The organism is Brevibacillus sp. GCM10020057 (genome assembly GCF_042683565.1).
In the GTDB taxonomy this organism is placed as follows: domain Bacteria; phylum Bacillota; class Bacilli; order Brevibacillales; family Brevibacillaceae; genus Brevibacillus.
The window spans coordinates 160,352-175,363 of sequence record NZ_JBHUJW010000041.1 but is presented as its reverse complement, the minus strand read 5'-3'; the positions used below and the strand labels follow the sequence as shown (position 1 = coordinate 175,363).

Sequence of the window (15,012 nt, the reverse complement as noted above, 5' to 3'; positions counted from 1 at the left end):
TCCTCCCCCCTTCACATGTTCTACGGTCTGGCGATCGAAGGCTGTTGCGCAAGATACCATTCGTACGTCTTGCGGATGCCATCTTCCAGCGGCGTGCTCGCCCGCCACCCCAGCCGCTCCAGCTTCGTCACATCCAGCCATTTGCGGGGAGTCCCGTCCGGTTTTTCCGGATTGAAAACAACCTTGCCGTCATACCCGACGATTCTCTGGATCAACCGGGCAAGCTCGCTGATTGGAAGGTCCTTCCCTGTGCCGATATTGACGAAGGGCCCAATATCCGCATAATCGAAGTTTTTCATCAGGTAGACGCACGCATCCGCCAGGTCATCGACATACAAAAACTCCCTGCGCGGATTTCCCGTCCCCCATACTTCGACCTCGGGCAAAGAGCGGACACGCGCCTCGTGAAACTTGCGCAGCAGCGCAGGCAGGACGTGCGAGCTTTCCAGGTCAAAATTGTCGTGCGGCCCGTACAGATTCGTCGGCATCACAGCCAAAAAGTTGTCTCCCCACTGACGATGGTAGGCTTCGCACAGCTTGATCCCCGCGATCTTGGCGACGGCGTACGGCTCATTCGTCGGCTCCAGCTCTCCGCCCAGCAAATATTCCTCCCGGATCGGCTGCGGAGCATACTTCGGATAGATGCACGAGCTGCCGAGAAACAGCAGCTTTTTTACCCCGTACTCGTGCGCCGCCTGTATGACATTGGACTGAATCACCAGGTTTTGGTAGATGAAATCTGCGGGGGAAGCCGCATTCGCCCGGATGCCCCCCACTTTGGCCGCCGCCAAAAACACGTATTCGGGACGTTCTTCTGCGAAAAAGCGGCGGACGGCCGACTGCTCCAGCAGATCCAGCTCGTCTCTCGTCCGGACGATGACCTGCTCAAAGCCTTGTGTGTCCAATGCCCGTTTGATGGCGGAGCCGACCAGCCCGCGATGACCTGCAACGTATATTCGTGCGCGCACATCCACCTACAGATACTCCCCTTTCGAGCGAATATGAAGCTGGGACAAGATTTGTTTCAAGCGAAACGGCACGAGAATCGCCTTTGTCTGCATGGCCCCGGTCCGGTGCAGCGCCGGGAAGAAGCAGCAGGAGCCATGCGTCTGCAGCCAATACGAGAATAGCGAGGCGACAGTAGCCCCCATGGCGCCGTATCGCGGGATGAGCAGCACATTCAGCGCGACGTTCGCGAGGCAGCCCATCAGCGAGGTGACGAACTGCAGCCGGGTGTAGTTCATCGTGTTGAGAAAGGAAGTCCTCGCTACCCCCAGATTGACGAACAGTCCGATCCAGATATAGCAAAGCAGGAGCGGGACTGCGGCCGCGTACTCCCTGCCAAACAAGGAAACGAGCACGGAGGCGAAGCAGGTCGTGACGATCGCCACGAGGTAGCCGATAAACGCCATGACGTCGTACAACTGCTGCAGCCGCTCATAAAACAGCTCTTCGCTGGTTTCTTTCGCCCGGACGATGCTCGGATACGTCGAGGACACGATGGCAATGGGAACGAAATACCACATCTCTCCCAGACGGACTGCCACCGAGTAGACGCCCAGCTCGTGGTCGCCCGCCATTTCCCCGATCATGATCTGATCGACGCGCATGTAGATCAGAATGGCGAGGCTGGACAAAATCAGCGGCCAGCTGTCTTTCAGCATCTCCAGCGCACAGGTCAGGGAGACGCGCCAGTTCCGGATGGAATGGCCGTAGAGGCGGTAGCCGGTCAAAAGGCCGGCCGCGATAATCACGGCTTCCGCCAGCCCTGCATAGGCAAAGGCGATGAGCGGAGCGTGCAGGACGATCATGACGACCTTTCCCATGGAGACGAGAAAAAACGACAGGGCGTACGCGTACACCTTGACTTTGGCATTTACCTGGGACTGAAACCAGTAGTCGATCGTATCGAACGATTGCAGGAGCAAGCCCAGGGAAACGAGCGCGACCATCCACTGCATATGGCGGTCTTCCGGTCGCACGAGCATGATGAGGGCGATCGTGAGGGTGATGGTAAAGAGAGAACCGAACATCTTCAGCACAAACGCGCTGCCCATGATCTCGTCTTTGCGGGACGGCTGCCTGACGATGTTGCGCACGACGATTCCGTCAAGGCCGAGAGCGGCAATCGAGGAAAAGAGCGCCACAAAGGACTGCGCGTAGTTCAGCTGTCCATACTGCTCGGGGCCAAGGTAGCGGGCGATCGCGATGCCGACGAAGAACGAGATGACCATCCGGAAAATTCGTTCCACGGCGAGCCAGCCGGCGCTGATGATGATTTTTTTCAGCGCCTGGCTCCTGGCGACCAGATTCACGACAGGTTGCGAGAAACTGCGCCACTTCTGGATCATCTGGTCAGCAGCAGCTCTTGTTTCGCCTCTGCCAGGTCTGCCGTTGCCATGGAGGCAACGAGCTCGCGGAAGGTGCAGGCCGGCTCCCATCCCAGCACTCGTCTGGCTTTTTCCGGATCGCCCAAGAGCAGATCGACTTCCGTCGGGCGGAAGTACTCTGGATCGACCTGGACGAGCACCCGTCCCGTCCGTCTGTCTACCCCCTCCTCCTCGACGCCATGCCCTCTCCACTCCAGATCGATCCCGTGCTCCCGAAAGGCCAGCTCCACGAACTCGCGCACCGAATGGGTCTCGCCGGTCGCGATGACAAAATCGTCCGGCGTCTCCTGCTGCAGCATCAGCCACATCGCCCTCACGTAATCTTTCGCATGTCCCCAATCCCGCTTGGCGTCGAGGTTGCCAAGGTACAATTTGTCCTGCAGCCCCAGGCGAATCCGGGCAGCCGCCCGCGTAATCTTGCGCGTGACGAACGTCTCTCCCCGCAGCGGCGACTCGTGATTAAACAGAATGCCGTTGCAGGCAAACATCCGGTACGCCTCCCGGTAGTTCACCGTGATCCAGTAGGCGTACAGCTTCGCTGCGGCATACGGGCTGCGCGGGTAAAACGGAGTCGTCTCCCGTTGCGGCACTTCCTGCACCAGTCCGTACAGCTCGCTGGTCGATGCCTGGTAAAACCGCGTTTTTTCCGTCAAACCGAGAATCCGGATCGCCTCCAGCAGCCGCAGCGTTCCCAGACCATCGGCATTGGCGGTGTACTCCGGCGTCTCGAATGAAACCTTGACGTGGCTTTGCGCGGCCAGATTGTAGATTTCATCCGGCTGGACCTCCTGGATGATGCGGATGAGGTTCGTGGAGTCGGTCAGGTCGCCGTAATGAAGGAAAAACCGGCTGTCCGCCTCGTGCTTGTCTCGATAGAGGTGGTCGATGCGGTCCGTGTTGAACGACGACGCCCTCCGCTTGACTCCGTGCACCTCGTAGCCTTTTTCCAGTAAAAACTCTGCCAGATACGCTCCGTCCTGCCCGGTGACACCTGTAATCAACGCAACTTTTTTCATGAATAGGGACCTCTCCTTTATCCAAGGGCAGATTTGCTTATGACCCGCTGCTTTTGCAAAATCCTGGATTTTTTGTACAGGGCGTAAGAATCGTACAAGAGCACAAAAGCAATGGAAAGGAAAAATCCAATGACGAACGCCATGACGATGTTTAATAGCGGTCTTGGAGAGACGGGATTGGGATTATCCGATGCCTTTGCTTCCGAAATTACCTGTATGTTGTCGATCTTCATGATGTCCTTGATCTCTTCCACGGAAATGCGGGACAACGTGTTGGCGATCTCCACTGCAGTCACTGGCGACGGGTCTCGAACCGTAAGTTCGATCACCTGGGATGATTTTACGGGCTTGACGGTGATTTTGCTGTCCAGTTCTGTCGGAGACATCCGCAGTTTCATCGCAATCATCGCCTTTTCAAGCACGCGTGGACTCTTGATGATGACCTGGTACGTGTCCATCAGCTTGATGCTCGTTTGAATGTCGTTATAATCAATCTCTCTTGCCTGCTCGTCACCGTTTGCAGGGTTCGGCATCACGAGCAGTTCTACAGTCGCTCCGTAGATTGGAGTCATGTACCAGTAGCTGTAAATGCCGATGCCAGAGGTGACAACCGTGGTGAAGACAATGACAATCCAGAATCGCCGCCAGATCATGTCAAACAGCTCGCGTACTCTCATATGCCCTCCCGGACGTGCAACGTGAATGTTCTTTTTACAGAACATTTCTTTTAGTTTACTCTATCTTTTGGGAAAATGGAATCATCACACATTCGTGATTATGCACATGATTCCGCTATATCCCTCCTTATTTTGACAATATTCTCCCGCTTCGTCTTACAAAGCAGCATCGTTCTTTATGAAGAATGATCCGGACATACATTTCCCAGGCAATGCCCGGCGCTCTCCTCATACCCAGACACCATTTTTTTCGATCTCATCCCATGTCATATAAATCCGGATAATATCTTCTTCCACCAGCGATTTCCCCGTCTGTACCTCGATGAACTCCAGATCGGTGATCGCCTTGATCGCATGCTTCGCTTCGGCGGGAATGGTGAGGACGTCACCTGCCTTTACATGGGAGATTTTGTCGTTCAGGCAAAAGATTCCCTCGCCCCGGATGATCGTCCACACTTCGCTGCGCATGTAGTGAAGCTGATAGCTCAAGTTTTTGCCTGCCGCGACCCCGATCCGCTTGGTCAGCACCTCTCTGCCTTCCACGGATTGGTCATGGTCCAGCACTCTGTACCAGCCCCATCGGCGCTCCTCGAACTTCGGCCGGGTCGCAATGTCCTTGACCAGCTCTTTTACGTGGTGGCTCACCGATTTTTCGGAAATCAGGATGCCGTCCGGGCTGGCTGCCACGATCGCGTTGGACAGGCCCATGACGACGACGGGAATGTCCAGCTCATTGACCAGGTGCGTAGATGGGGAGCTTGCGTCCACCAGACCTTTTCCGATCTGGCAATCTTTCATTTGATCGGTCAGCGTATTCCACGTTCCGAGATCGCTCCAGCTCCCTTCGTACGGAAGCACGACGATCCTGCTCGTTTTTTCCGTAATTTCATAATCGAAGCTGATCTTGGGCAGCGACTGGTACTGCCTGCGCAGCTCCTCGTAGTGAATGGGAATGCCTCTTTCGATCAGCCTGGCGATCATCGTCTCCAGGCGGAAGGCAAACACGCCGCAATTCCACAGCGCCTGCTCTGCGATGAGCTGGCGTGCCGCCGCCTGTGTCGGCTTTTCCGTAAAGCGGCGTACACGGCGATACGGCTTGTTCCCCTGTGGCTGCTCCGGAACGATATAGCCGTACTTTTCCGACGGGTAGGAAGGCTTCACCCCGATCAGCGCCAACTCCGAGTGCGAATCTTCCAGAACGGCTTTTAGTTCCTTCAGCTTTTCAAAAAAAGCGTCCTCCACGAAGGCGTCGACCGGAACAACCACGCACACTTCCTGCATGCTGATTTCCTTTCGGGCGTACAAATAGACAGCCGCGAGTGCGATCGCAGGAAAGGTGTCTCTCCGCTCTGGCTCGACCAGCAGCTCGACGTCGCTGCCGATCTGGCTCGTGATCATGTCGACCTGCGAGCTGCCGGTCGTAATCAATGCGTCTTCCTGCAAACCTGCTGCTTGCAGCTGCCGCCAGATGCGCTGGATCATCGACTCCGGCTCGCCCTGCTCATTGTGCAGAAGCCGCAGAAATTGCTTGGACCTGGCATCGTTGGACAAAGGCCACAATCTCTTTCCTGAACCGCCCGACAACAAAATCAGCTTCATGGGCACATCCTCCGTTCATCCGTTTTCACTCGTTATTCGCCGTATTTGCCCTGTCGTAATAGCCGAAGAGCCGCAAAAGCTTTTGTTTGTTCTCGTCATTGTCATCGCTCACCCCGGCCGCCTGTCCTCTCTGCAAGACGACGCGTATGGTCTGGAGCAAAATTTTGATGTCGAGCACGAACGAGTACGACTTGACGTACAAAATATCAAAGCGGAGTTTGTCTTCCACCTTCGTGCTGTAATTGGCCAACACTTGAGCCAGGCCAGTGATCCCCGGCTTGACGGACAAGCGGTAAGCGTAATCCGGGATGCTTTCCTGGAATTGCCGAATGAAAAAAGGGCGCTCCGGCCGCGGCCCGACGAGGCTCATTTCTCCTTTGAGCACGTTGAGCAGCTGGGGAATTTCGTCCAGGCGGGTGGCGCGCATCCATTTGCCGATCGGAGTGATTCGCGGGTCGTGAGCGGTGGCCAGAACCGGTCCGGTCCTGCTCTCCGCATCTGCCACCATGCTGCGGAACTTGTAGATCAAATAGGAACGCCCGCCTTCGCCCAGACGCTCCTGCTTGAAGATCGCAGGACCCGGCGAGGTCAGTTTGATGAGCACGTACAGCACCAGCATGACGGGCGACAGCAGGATGAGCATGAAAGACGATACGAGAATGTCAAAGCAGCGCTTCATCAGCCATTTTCCCGGCACCAGCCGCGGCGGCTGGATCGACAGCACGAGCAGATCGTCGATTTGCTGCGGTTCGGATTCGATGGCGAGCAGCTCGACCATTTCCGGTACGACCAGCACTTCCTTCCCTTGCTTGATACACAGACTGATGATCTCCGCCTTGTCTTCCCGATTCAGGCTGGGGCCGACCAGAACGACGTCGACCTCCGGCATTTTTTTGTGCAGCAATCGCCTGTTGTGGGCAGGCAGGAAGCCGTGGATGATAAACCAGCCCCTGGAGTGGTTCATGCATTTCTCTGCCAGCGACACGCCGCTCTCGAGGGTGGTGCCCACGACGAGCACCTTCTTGCTGCCGTGCCGCTTCCGCCCCAGATGCCAAAGAAAGGCACGGCTTGCCCCCAGCACGAGCATCTGCAAAAACGTCGCAAAGAGGATCACGCTGCGCGGAAAGGAAAAGCCTTTGCCCAAATACGTCAGCGACATGGTCAGGACCATGACCAGCAGCACGGCGAGGAAAATGGTGTAGAGGAGATGGTGCAGGCTTTTGCGCTTCCAGTTGGAGTACAGGTCAAACATGTAAAACGCGACGAAGCAAAAGATCGAAATCCATGGAAACAGCGTCAGGTACGGCTGCACATTGCGAAAGGGAACATCAAGCGAGAAACGGAAAAGAAAGGAAATCACATAGCATGCGTTCAACAATCCTGCATCGAGTAGTGCCAGCAAAAACAGGCGAAGCTTCAACGAGTTGCCACCCATAGGTCCCTCCTGCGTTTTTTCCAAAAAATCATCCGCTGACGATGGACATCGCGCTCCGTACATATTCGATCGTCTGGTGCAATCCCCGGTGCAAAGTGACCTGTGGCTCCCACTGCAGGATCTCCCTTGTCCTGTCGTTGCTTAGGCAGCTGTGGCGAATATCTCCTTCCCGGGCAGGCAGGTAGACCGGCTCGATGTGCAGGGACATCATTTCGTTCAGCAGCGTCACCAGGTCGTTGATGCTCAGGGCCTGGCTCGTGGATACATTGAGCACCTCCCGCGTTCCGTAGCGCAGGGCCGCCACATTGGCGGCAGCGACGTCCCCCACATGGATGAAGTCTCTCGTCTGCTGCCCGTCACCGTATATGCCCGGCGGGGTATTCTGCAGCATATTTTGGATGAAGCGAATAATCACTCCCCCCTCCCCTGCCAGCTCCTGGCGTTCGCCGTACACGTTGGCATAGCGCAGGATCGTGTAATCAAGGCTGCTCTGCTCGGACAGGACGCGGATGTAATGCTCGGGAGTGAATTTGGAGATGCCGTAGCAGGAAAGAGGGAGCGGCTGGTGGGTTTCATCGATGACGGCGGCGCTGGGCACACCGTAGATGGCTGCCGAGGAGGCGTAAATAAACTTTTGAACCTGATACCGGACCGCGCACTCCAGCAGCCGAAGCGTCCCGATGATGTTGACCATCGCGTCGTGCAGCGGCGAGGCCATCGAGTGCCGGACGTCAATTTGCGCGGCCTGATGAATGACGGCATCCGGCTTTTCCTGTGCGAACACCGCCTGCAGCTCCGGGCTCGTAATATCGCACAGATAAAACGCTGCGGACGGGTGAACCCGACTTTTTTTTCCTGTCGACAGATTGTCTACGACGACGACTTGCTGCTGCTGTGCGACGAGTTGATCGACAATGTGGGAACCGATAAAACCGGCACCGCCCGTCACTAGTACTTTCATCGTTCTCTCCTTTTTTCGTGGATACTTGTCAATACAGGCTCACTGACCTCTCCTCTGCCGATCGGGTAATACTCCACGCCCTGTTCCCGCATGACAGACGCATCCAGGCAGTTCCTTCCGTCGAACACGACCTTTGCCTTCATCCTCTGCAGTTGCCTGGCAAAGGCAGGGCGGGTGAACTCCTCCCATTCCGTCAGCACGAATGCGGCATCTGCGCCTTCCAGCGCCGCTTCGGCACTCGCGGCGAATTGGACTTGCCCCGGCAGAAGCGTGCGAGCGTTGCCCATGCTGACCGGATCGTAGGCCGCAACCTGCGCCCCGCGTTCCAGCAAGGCTCTGGCGACCACAAGGGAAGGTGCTTCCCGCATGTCGTCCGTGTCCGGCTTGAAGGCAAGCCCCAAAAGCGCCATCCGTTTTCCCCGCAAGTCGCCCCAGCGTTTGGCCGCCTTCTCGATGAGCAGAAGCTGCTGCCTGCCATTGACCTGTTCGACCGCCTGCAGAATGGAGAAGCTGTAGCCGGATCGCTCCGCCATCTTCAGCAGCGCCTTGACGTCCTTGGGGAAGCAGGAGCCGCCATAGCCGATGCCTGCCCGCAAAAACTTTTCGCCGATGCGCTGATCCATGCCCATTCCCCGGGCGACATCCTCGATGGTTGCCCCCAGCCGCTCGCACAAGTTGGCGATTTCATTGATAAAGCTGATCTTTGCAGCCAGAAAGGCATTGGACGCGTATTTGATCATCTCCGCGCTGCGAATGTCAGTGTGCAGGATGGGAATAGACAGCGGCCGGTACACCTCCTCAAGCATGCGCGCCGCTTCTCCCTCCTCCGTGCCGATGACGATTCGGTCGCCGTGGAACGTATCATACACGGCAGAGCCTTCCCGCAAAAACTCCGGATTGGCAGCGAACCTCACCTTCACCGGATGCGCCAGCTGGCCCGCGATCAGGGACTGCAAGGAATGGGTAGTCCCCACCGGCACCGTACTCTTCACGACGACGAGCACATCCTGCCGCACGTACCGCCCGATCGCACAAGCCGCTTCCGTAAGCGCGCGCAAGTCCGGCATCCCGTCTGCTCCCTGCGGCGTGCCGACTGCAAGGAAGATCACCTCGGCCCGCGCGAAGGCGTCAGCGTGGCTGACCGTAAACGAGAGTCGCTCCCTTTGCTGTTGTTTTTCCAGCAATTCGGCCAGCCCAGGCTCGAAGAAGGGAACGCGCCCCGCCTGCAGTTGTCCGATTTTTCCGTGATCGATGTCCACGCACGTCACGCAGTGGCCGATTTCTGCCAGGCATACGCCTGTCACAAGTCCGACGTACCCTGTTCCGACGATGGCAATTTTCATCTCGTTCGTCCCTTTCCCGTCAAGTCCAGCTCACGCTTTTTTTCCACGCATTCCATCCGTAGTGGACGAAGCACCATGATGCGCGGGCGATATTCAGCCCTTCGATGTCCCGGTACAGCCTCCATGTCTGATGTGCGGCCTTCCATTTGTTGCTGGAGATCGAGCCATCCACTTTGCGGTATTCGGCAAGCACCTCCTGAAGGCCGTACGCGGTATGCCCCTGCCTTAGAATCTGCAGCCACAGCGCCGTATCCTGCCGCGTGCGCAGGTTCGGCATCTGGACTGTCCCCAGCTTTTCCCTGTCCAGCATGACAGTCAGGCAGCCGATGATCGTGTTTTTCAGCAAGCCGGTATAATCAATCTGCTCCGGGATCGGGACGACGTGCCGGGCACCGGGCCCGTTCTCCCCTATGATGCGATACTGGGTAAACGAAAAGGCGATATCCCGCTCCTGCATGAAGGCGACCTGCCGTTCCAGCTTTTCCGGCAGCCACAGGTCATCGCTGTCCAGAAAGGCGATGTACTTGCCCCGCGCTGCCTGGATGCCCGTATTCCGGGCTACGGCTGCGCCGCTGTTGCAAGTAAGCTCGATCAGCCGGATGCGCGGGTCGCCGAACTCTTGCCGGATCAAGTCGACTGTCTCGTCCCGGGAGCAGTCATCGATCAGGATCAGCTCCCAGTGCGGGTACGTCTGGCTTTTCACCGACTCGATCGTCGCCCGGATGAATCGGGCAGCGTTATAGGCAGGTGTGATCACAGACACCAAAGGATGGGATTGCGTCATGGCGCGACACCTCTCACAAGCGGCTGGCCTTGGCTGGTCAGCGATTGGTACAGGCTGATTAACTTTTCTGACTCTTTTTCCCAGTTGTACTCGTTCAGCGTGAATTGCCTCCCTCTTTCCCCCATCTCCCTGGCCAGCTGCGGAAGATCGTGCAGCATCGCCAAGGCCCGGGCGATCTCCTGCGGATCGTTCTCGTTTACGAACACCCCGGCTTCGACCTGCCCCACTTTTTCCCTCCATGCCGCAAAATTGCTGGCGATAAACGGAATGCCAAACCGCATGTACTCGAATATTTTGTTCGGGCTCGTCTTGGCGTGGTCTCCGATGTTGCGAATGGTAATCAGCCCCGCGTCCGCCCGGATCATGTAGGCAAAAGCGCGTTCCTGCGGCATGCTGCCCAGCGCATCCACGTACTTCCAGCCGTTCTGCGCCTTCGCTTCCTCCAGGCCTTCCGGATTGTGCACGGGGCCGATCAGCCACAGCCGGGCAGGGAACAGCTCGTTGACGTACTCCATTGCCTTGACCATCTCCAACAGTCCACGGGAGCGGCCGATCGTCCCTGCGTAGATCACGCGAAACTCGTGCGGCTTCGGGAGCGACAGGCTGTGTGCGTACGCCCGCTCGATCAGCTCCCCTGCTGCAATCGGGGCATTCTCGATCACGACGCTCTTTTGCCCCAATCGGGCAGCGACGTCTGGCTGGGTGGCAATCGCTGCATCAAACACTCTCCCGGCCCACGCCTCCAGCTTCCCGACCGCCCCTGCGATGCAGGTGCGCAGCATGCCGGGAATCCATTCACGCATCTGGATTCGCTGGGTAAAATCTTCGTGTGTATCGTAGATGACCGTCTTCCCCAGCAGTTTCAGGAAGAAACCGAGCAAGAGCGTGTCGGGGTTGTGCAGATGAATGATCGCCGCTCTTGTCCGCAAAATTTTTGTCAACATCAGCGGCTGGAGCAGAAATCGCTGCAGCCGGTTTTTGTACCTTGGCACACTCTCGATTGCGAGCTGCCCGCGCGATTGCTCCTCCGCCTGCTCCTCTGCCACCCTGGCCAACAGCACGACCGGGTAGCCTGCCCTCGCAATCGTTTTCGCTTCCTTTTGATACACCCGGACATCGGTGTGCGCGTGTACCGGCGCAAAAATACAAACCTTCGTCGCTGCTCCCATCCCCTATCTACGCCCACCTTCTTCCTTATGTTCGTTCTTTATAAAGAACTATATTCCTAAGTATATGCGCCTAAAAGCCAAAACAAAAACGGCTAATTCCGCCGTTTTTATCCGTTTCACCCATTTTCCTGCGCTTTCCTTTACTTTTTCACGTTTGTTCTTAAAAAAGAACAAAAATAGTACAATCAGCCCGGTTCCCTGCGGCTTTCCCCCGGTCGTCTGTTTACAGCCCGGCTCTCGCACCGCTGGACGCCGCCACGAGAAACTCGCGAATATCCTCCAGCGAGATCCCGATTTTTTTTGCCTCCAGGATCAATTCCAGCCACTCATGGTCCATTTCTTCTGCGGCAACAGCTTTTGCATGCATGTATCTTCTGCTCCTTTCCCCTGGCTTTCAACGAAATCCGTGATTTTTCACGATTGGGCAAAAGGTTTCCTACCTGCTATAATGGTAGAATCAGCAAAGTAAAAGGATGATTCTTCCGATGATTGGAACGCGAATCAAACACCTGCGAAAAGAAAAGGGCTTATCCCTGTCGCAACTCGCTGAGCGGGCAGGCGTGGCCAAATCTTACTTAAGCTCCATTGAGCGAGACATTCAATCCAATCCTTCTCTGCAATTTATAGAAAAAATCGCCCAAGTGCTTGACGTTCCCATAAACGTGCTGATCGAGAAAGAACCGTTGACCGAACAAAATCTCGATGATGAGTGGAGCCAATTGGTTCTGGAAGCGATGAGATCAGGAGTCAGCAAAGAAGAATTTCGCGGATTTCTGGAGTTCCAGAAATGGAAGCTGGCGCAAAACAAGGAGTAGCCGTCGTCACGTCTCTTGCGTGATCGTCTGTCCTTGCATCCAATTTTCCAGATAGTGCAAAAGCGGCGTGCGCAATTCATCATTTCTCATGGCGAACTCGATCGTGGTCGTGATATACCCCAGCTTATCCCCGACATCGTATCGAACTCCCTCGAACTGATAAGCGAGCACGGTCTGCTGTTCGTTCAGCCGTTGAATTGCGTCCGTCAGCTGGATCTCGCCTCCCGCTCCCGTCTCTTGCCGCTCCAGGATGGCAAATATATCCGGTGTGAGTACATACCGCCCCATGATAGCCAGATTGGACGGGGCCGTCCCTCTTCGCGGCTTCTCCACAAATGCCCGTACCTGATACAGGCCGCCCTCTCCAGCGATCGGATCGATGACCCCATACCTCGATATGTATTCGTCCGGCACTTCCTGCACGCCGATGACCGAGCACCTTTTTTTGTCGAATATTTCAGATAACTGCCGGATGCACGGCACCTTCGCGCAGACGATGTCGTCTCCCAGCAGCACAGCGAATGGCTCATTCCCGACGAATCTTCGCGCACACCAAATGGCATGCCCAAGCCCGAGCGGTTCCTTTTGCCGGATGTAATGGATGTTGGCGATTTTCGCCGATTGGCGGACGCGATCCAGCAGGTCGAGCTTTTGCTTTTCCAGCAAATTTTGTTCCAGCTCGAACGCAGAGTCAAAATGATCCTCGATTGCCCGCTTTCCTTTTCCCGTCACGATGATGATGTCTTCAATTCCCGCTTCCACCGCTTCTTCCACGATGTATTGGATGGTCGGCTTATCGACGATCGGCAGCATTTCCTTGGGCATCGCCTTGGTCGCAGGCAAGAAGCGCGTCCCCAGCCCTGCCGCCGGGATAATTGCCTTTTTGATGGATGAATGAGCCACGTTCCCACTACCTCCTAGAAAAACCGGATCAAGTCTGTCAATGCTCCCTGCAGACGAACCAGCTTGGCTTCCGCTTCCTCGCGGGAGTTCGGCGAACAGCTGCTAACGTATACCTTCATCTTCGGCTCCGTTCCTGACGGGCGCACAGCCAGCCACGATCCGTCCTCCAGAACGAATTTCAGTACATTCGATTTCGGGAGCGTGAGCGGCTTCATCTGCCTTGTCAAGGCGACGGTCAGCACCTGGCGCTCGTAATCCTCGACCTGCAGAACCGCATAGCCCGCGATCTGTCCAGGCGGGTTCGTCCGCAGCATGGCCATGCATTTTTCCATCTGCTCGCGCCCTTCCTTGCCCGCAATCGTCAGCGATTGCAGCGCTTCGCAAAAATAGCCGTACTTGCCGTAAATCTCCTCCAGCACGGCGAACAGATCTCTGCCCTGCTTCCGGTAAAACAGGGCCATTTCCGCCACCAGCACCGCTATTTGCACCGCGTCTTTGTCCCGCACAAAATCTCCCGCCAAATAGCCGTAGCTTTCTTCGTAACCGAAGACAAATGTATGCGGCCCACTCGTGCAGCACTCCTCGATCTTCTCGCCGATGTATTTGAAGCCGGTGAGCGTATTTTCCGTCCGGACGCCAAAGGTGCGCGCGATTTTTTCCCCGAGATCCGAGGTGACGATCGTCTTGAGCATGAGGCCGTTGTGGATGCGCTCGCCATTTGCCGCTGACGACTGCAGCAAATAGTACAGGAGCAGCGCCCCTAGCTGATTGCCGTTTAACCTCTCGTAGCCGGTATCTGTCCGGACGAGCACGCCCAGCCGGTCGGCATCCGGGTCGGTCGCCATGATCAGGTCGGCCTGCGTCTGCTCGGCCAATTGCAACGCCTGTACAAACGCTTCCCGCTCTTCGGGGTTTGGCGATCGGACGGTGGGAAAGCGCGGATCAGGCACGGCTTGCTGTTCCACGAGCCGGACGCGGGTGAAGCCCGCTTTCGCCAGCAGGTCGGGAACGATTTTGTACCCGGTTCCGTGCAGCGGCGTATAAACGATGGACAGCAAGTGGCCCTCTTTTTCCAGCAGCGGCCGCTGGCGCAAAAGCTTCAGCACCTGCTCGCTGTACGCCAAAATGACCTCTTCTCCGATCAGGATGATGTTCCGGGCAGCGCCCTCTGGAGGCTGCGGAGCAATCAGGAGCGGGTCGCCGAGCTGCTGCATTTCTGTGTAAATGTCCTGTGCGTCCTGTTCCGTTATTTGACCGCCGTGTCGGTTGTAAACTTTGATCCCGTTGTATTCTGGTGGATTGTGGCTGGCTGTGAGCACGATACCTGCGGAGGCATGCAGATGGCGAATGGCAAAGGAGAGCAGTGGAGTCGGAGCAATTGCAGCAAACAAGTATACCGTTATTTCTGAATGAGCCAAAAGAGCCGCCATTTCATGCGCAAACTCTTTGGAGTATTTCCGTGAGTCGTAGGCGATGGCAACGCCTTGTTTCATTGCCGGTTTCCCTTTCTTTTGGAGGAAACGGGCGATTCCCAGGGCAGCTTTTCGGACCGTATAGACGTTGAGCCGGTTCCTTCCCGCCCCGATGATCCCCCTCATCCCTCCCGTTCCGAATTCCAGGTCTTTCTCGAAGCGGTCCTCGATCTGTTCGCGGCTGGAGCGGATCTGCTCCAGCTCCTCCAGGAGGTCAGCCGGCATGCCTTGGTGAGCAAGCCAGCGCGAATACTCTTCCATCGCTCCAGAGCCGAAAGCTGCTTTGTCGTTCCTCTCGAACATGAAAGTCCCTCCTACAATCACGTCATCCCGTGTTATCCTTGCGATCGCAGGCAGCACAGGGAGGTTCGGCGGATAGGCTTATACTACAATACGCCTATTTGGCTGACAATAGACTTAATTTGTCGTTTGGCAAGAACAATTCGCG

Annotated in this window: 14 protein-coding genes; 1 reads left to right on the top strand and 13 read right to left on the bottom strand. The window is 56.5% G+C overall.

What is annotated here, in order from left to right; genetic code table 11:
• Window positions 1-20: 20 nt before the first annotated feature.
• The 11 genes from ACFSO0_RS12810 to ACFSO0_RS12760 all read right to left on the bottom strand — a co-directional run bounded on the left by ACFSO0_RS12810 (window position 21) and on the right by ACFSO0_RS12760 (window position 11,741).
• The gene (locus tag ACFSO0_RS12810) at window positions 21-974 is read right to left on the bottom strand and encodes a GDP-L-fucose synthase family protein (protein ID WP_376880824.1); all 954 of its coding nucleotides are present in this window, start codon (window positions 972-974) and stop codon (window positions 21-23) included.
• Window positions 975-2,351 (bottom strand): flippase, encoded by a 1,377-nt coding sequence (locus tag ACFSO0_RS12805; RefSeq protein ID WP_376880821.1) that lies wholly within the window; start codon window positions 2,349-2,351, stop codon window positions 975-977. It abuts the gene before it with no gap.
• Entirely contained in the window at window positions 2,348-3,406 is a 1,059-nt protein-coding gene (gene gmd, locus ACFSO0_RS12800) for a GDP-mannose 4,6-dehydratase (RefSeq protein ID WP_376880818.1), read from the bottom strand. Before gmd ends, ACFSO0_RS12805 begins: the two co-directional genes overlap by 4 nt.
• 17 nt (window positions 3,407-3,423) lie before the next feature.
• Window positions 3,424-4,083 carry a YveK family protein gene (locus ACFSO0_RS12795; protein ID WP_376880815.1) on the bottom strand — a complete coding sequence of 220 codons (660 nt, stop codon included), beginning with the start codon at window positions 4,081-4,083 and terminating at the stop codon, window positions 3,424-3,426.
• Window positions 4,084-4,311: 228 nt separating this feature from the next.
• Window positions 4,312-5,682 carry a sugar phosphate nucleotidyltransferase gene (locus tag ACFSO0_RS12790; RefSeq protein ID WP_376880813.1) on the bottom strand — a complete coding sequence of 457 codons (1,371 nt, stop codon included), beginning with the start codon at window positions 5,680-5,682 and terminating at the stop codon, window positions 4,312-4,314.
• Between the two features lie 25 nt (window positions 5,683-5,707).
• The gene (locus ACFSO0_RS12785) at window positions 5,708-7,117 is read right to left on the bottom strand and encodes a sugar transferase (RefSeq protein WP_376880811.1); all 1,410 of its coding nucleotides are present in this window, start codon (window positions 7,115-7,117) and stop codon (window positions 5,708-5,710) included.
• Between the two features lie 28 nt (window positions 7,118-7,145).
• Window positions 7,146-8,078 carry an NAD-dependent epimerase/dehydratase family protein gene (locus ACFSO0_RS12780; RefSeq protein ID WP_376880808.1) on the bottom strand — a complete coding sequence of 311 codons (933 nt, stop codon included), beginning with the start codon at window positions 8,076-8,078 and terminating at the stop codon, window positions 7,146-7,148.
• Window positions 8,075-9,421 (bottom strand): UDP-glucose dehydrogenase family protein, encoded by a 1,347-nt coding sequence (locus tag ACFSO0_RS12775; protein ID WP_376880806.1) that lies wholly within the window; start codon window positions 9,419-9,421, stop codon window positions 8,075-8,077. Before ACFSO0_RS12775 ends, ACFSO0_RS12780 begins: the two co-directional genes overlap by 4 nt.
• 19 nt (window positions 9,422-9,440) lie before the next feature.
• Window positions 9,441-10,205 (bottom strand): glycosyltransferase family 2 protein, encoded by a 765-nt coding sequence (locus ACFSO0_RS12770; protein WP_376880804.1) that lies wholly within the window; start codon window positions 10,203-10,205, stop codon window positions 9,441-9,443.
• Entirely contained in the window at window positions 10,202-11,374 is a 1,173-nt protein-coding gene (locus ACFSO0_RS12765; protein ID WP_376880802.1) for a glycosyltransferase family 4 protein, read from the bottom strand. Before ACFSO0_RS12765 ends, ACFSO0_RS12770 begins: the two co-directional genes overlap by 4 nt.
• Window positions 11,375-11,597: 223 nt before the next feature.
• Window positions 11,598-11,741 carry an anti-repressor SinI family protein gene (locus tag ACFSO0_RS12760; protein ID WP_376880799.1) on the bottom strand — a complete coding sequence of 48 codons (144 nt, stop codon included), beginning with the start codon at window positions 11,739-11,741 and terminating at the stop codon, window positions 11,598-11,600.
• 118 nt (window positions 11,742-11,859) lie between these two features.
• On the opposite strand from ACFSO0_RS12760, the gene ACFSO0_RS12755 reads away from it, so the two are divergent.
• Window positions 11,860-12,189 carry a helix-turn-helix domain-containing protein gene (locus ACFSO0_RS12755; protein ID WP_376881066.1) on the top strand — a complete coding sequence of 110 codons (330 nt, stop codon included), beginning with the start codon at window positions 11,860-11,862 and terminating at the stop codon, window positions 12,187-12,189.
• Window positions 12,190-12,195: 6 nt separating this feature from the next.
• On the opposite strand, the gene galU is transcribed toward ACFSO0_RS12755, so the two are convergent.
• Window positions 12,196-13,092 carry a UTP--glucose-1-phosphate uridylyltransferase GalU gene (galU, locus tag ACFSO0_RS12750; protein ID WP_376880797.1) on the bottom strand — a complete coding sequence of 299 codons (897 nt, stop codon included), beginning with the start codon at window positions 13,090-13,092 and terminating at the stop codon, window positions 12,196-12,198.
• Window positions 13,093-13,106: 14 nt separating this feature from the next.
• Window positions 13,107-14,867: a phospho-sugar mutase gene (locus ACFSO0_RS12745; RefSeq protein WP_376880794.1), complete on the bottom strand. Its 1,761-nt coding sequence runs from the start codon at window positions 14,865-14,867 to the stop codon at window positions 13,107-13,109.
• Window positions 14,868-15,012: the final 145 nt, after the last annotated feature.

Excerpts from the sequence above, each read along its gene's own strand:
- ACFSO0_RS12805 (WP_376880821.1), bottom strand. The coding sequence starts at position 2,351 with ATGATCCAGAAGTGGCGCAGTTTCTCGCAACCTGTCGTGAATCTGGTC.
- gmd (WP_376880818.1), bottom strand. The coding sequence starts at position 3,406 with ATGAAAAAAGTTGCGTTGATTACAGGTGTCACCGGGCAGGACGGAGCG.
- ACFSO0_RS12795 (WP_376880815.1), bottom strand. The coding sequence starts at position 4,083 with ATGAGAGTACGCGAGCTGTTTGACATGATCTGGCGGCGATTCTGGATT.
- ACFSO0_RS12790 (WP_376880813.1), bottom strand. The coding sequence starts at position 5,682 with ATGAAGCTGATTTTGTTGTCGGGCGGTTCAGGAAAGAGATTGTGGCCT.
- ACFSO0_RS12785 (WP_376880811.1), bottom strand. The coding sequence starts at position 7,117 with ATGGGTGGCAACTCGTTGAAGCTTCGCCTGTTTTTGCTGGCACTACTC.
- ACFSO0_RS12780 (WP_376880808.1), bottom strand. The coding sequence starts at position 8,078 with ATGAAAGTACTAGTGACGGGCGGTGCCGGTTTTATCGGTTCCCACATT.
- ACFSO0_RS12775 (WP_376880806.1), bottom strand. The coding sequence starts at position 9,421 with ATGAAAATTGCCATCGTCGGAACAGGGTACGTCGGACTTGTGACAGGC.
- ACFSO0_RS12770 (WP_376880804.1), bottom strand. The coding sequence starts at position 10,205 with ATGACGCAATCCCATCCTTTGGTGTCTGTGATCACACCTGCCTATAAC.
- ACFSO0_RS12765 (WP_376880802.1), bottom strand. The coding sequence starts at position 11,374 with ATGGGAGCAGCGACGAAGGTTTGTATTTTTGCGCCGGTACACGCGCAC.
- ACFSO0_RS12760 (WP_376880799.1), bottom strand. The coding sequence starts at position 11,741 with ATGCATGCAAAAGCTGTTGCCGCAGAAGAAATGGACCATGAGTGGCTG.
- ACFSO0_RS12755 (WP_376881066.1), top strand. The coding sequence starts at position 11,860 with ATGATTGGAACGCGAATCAAACACCTGCGAAAAGAAAAGGGCTTATCC.
- ACFSO0_RS12745 (WP_376880794.1), bottom strand. The coding sequence starts at position 14,867 with ATGTTCGAGAGGAACGACAAAGCAGCTTTCGGCTCTGGAGCGATGGAA.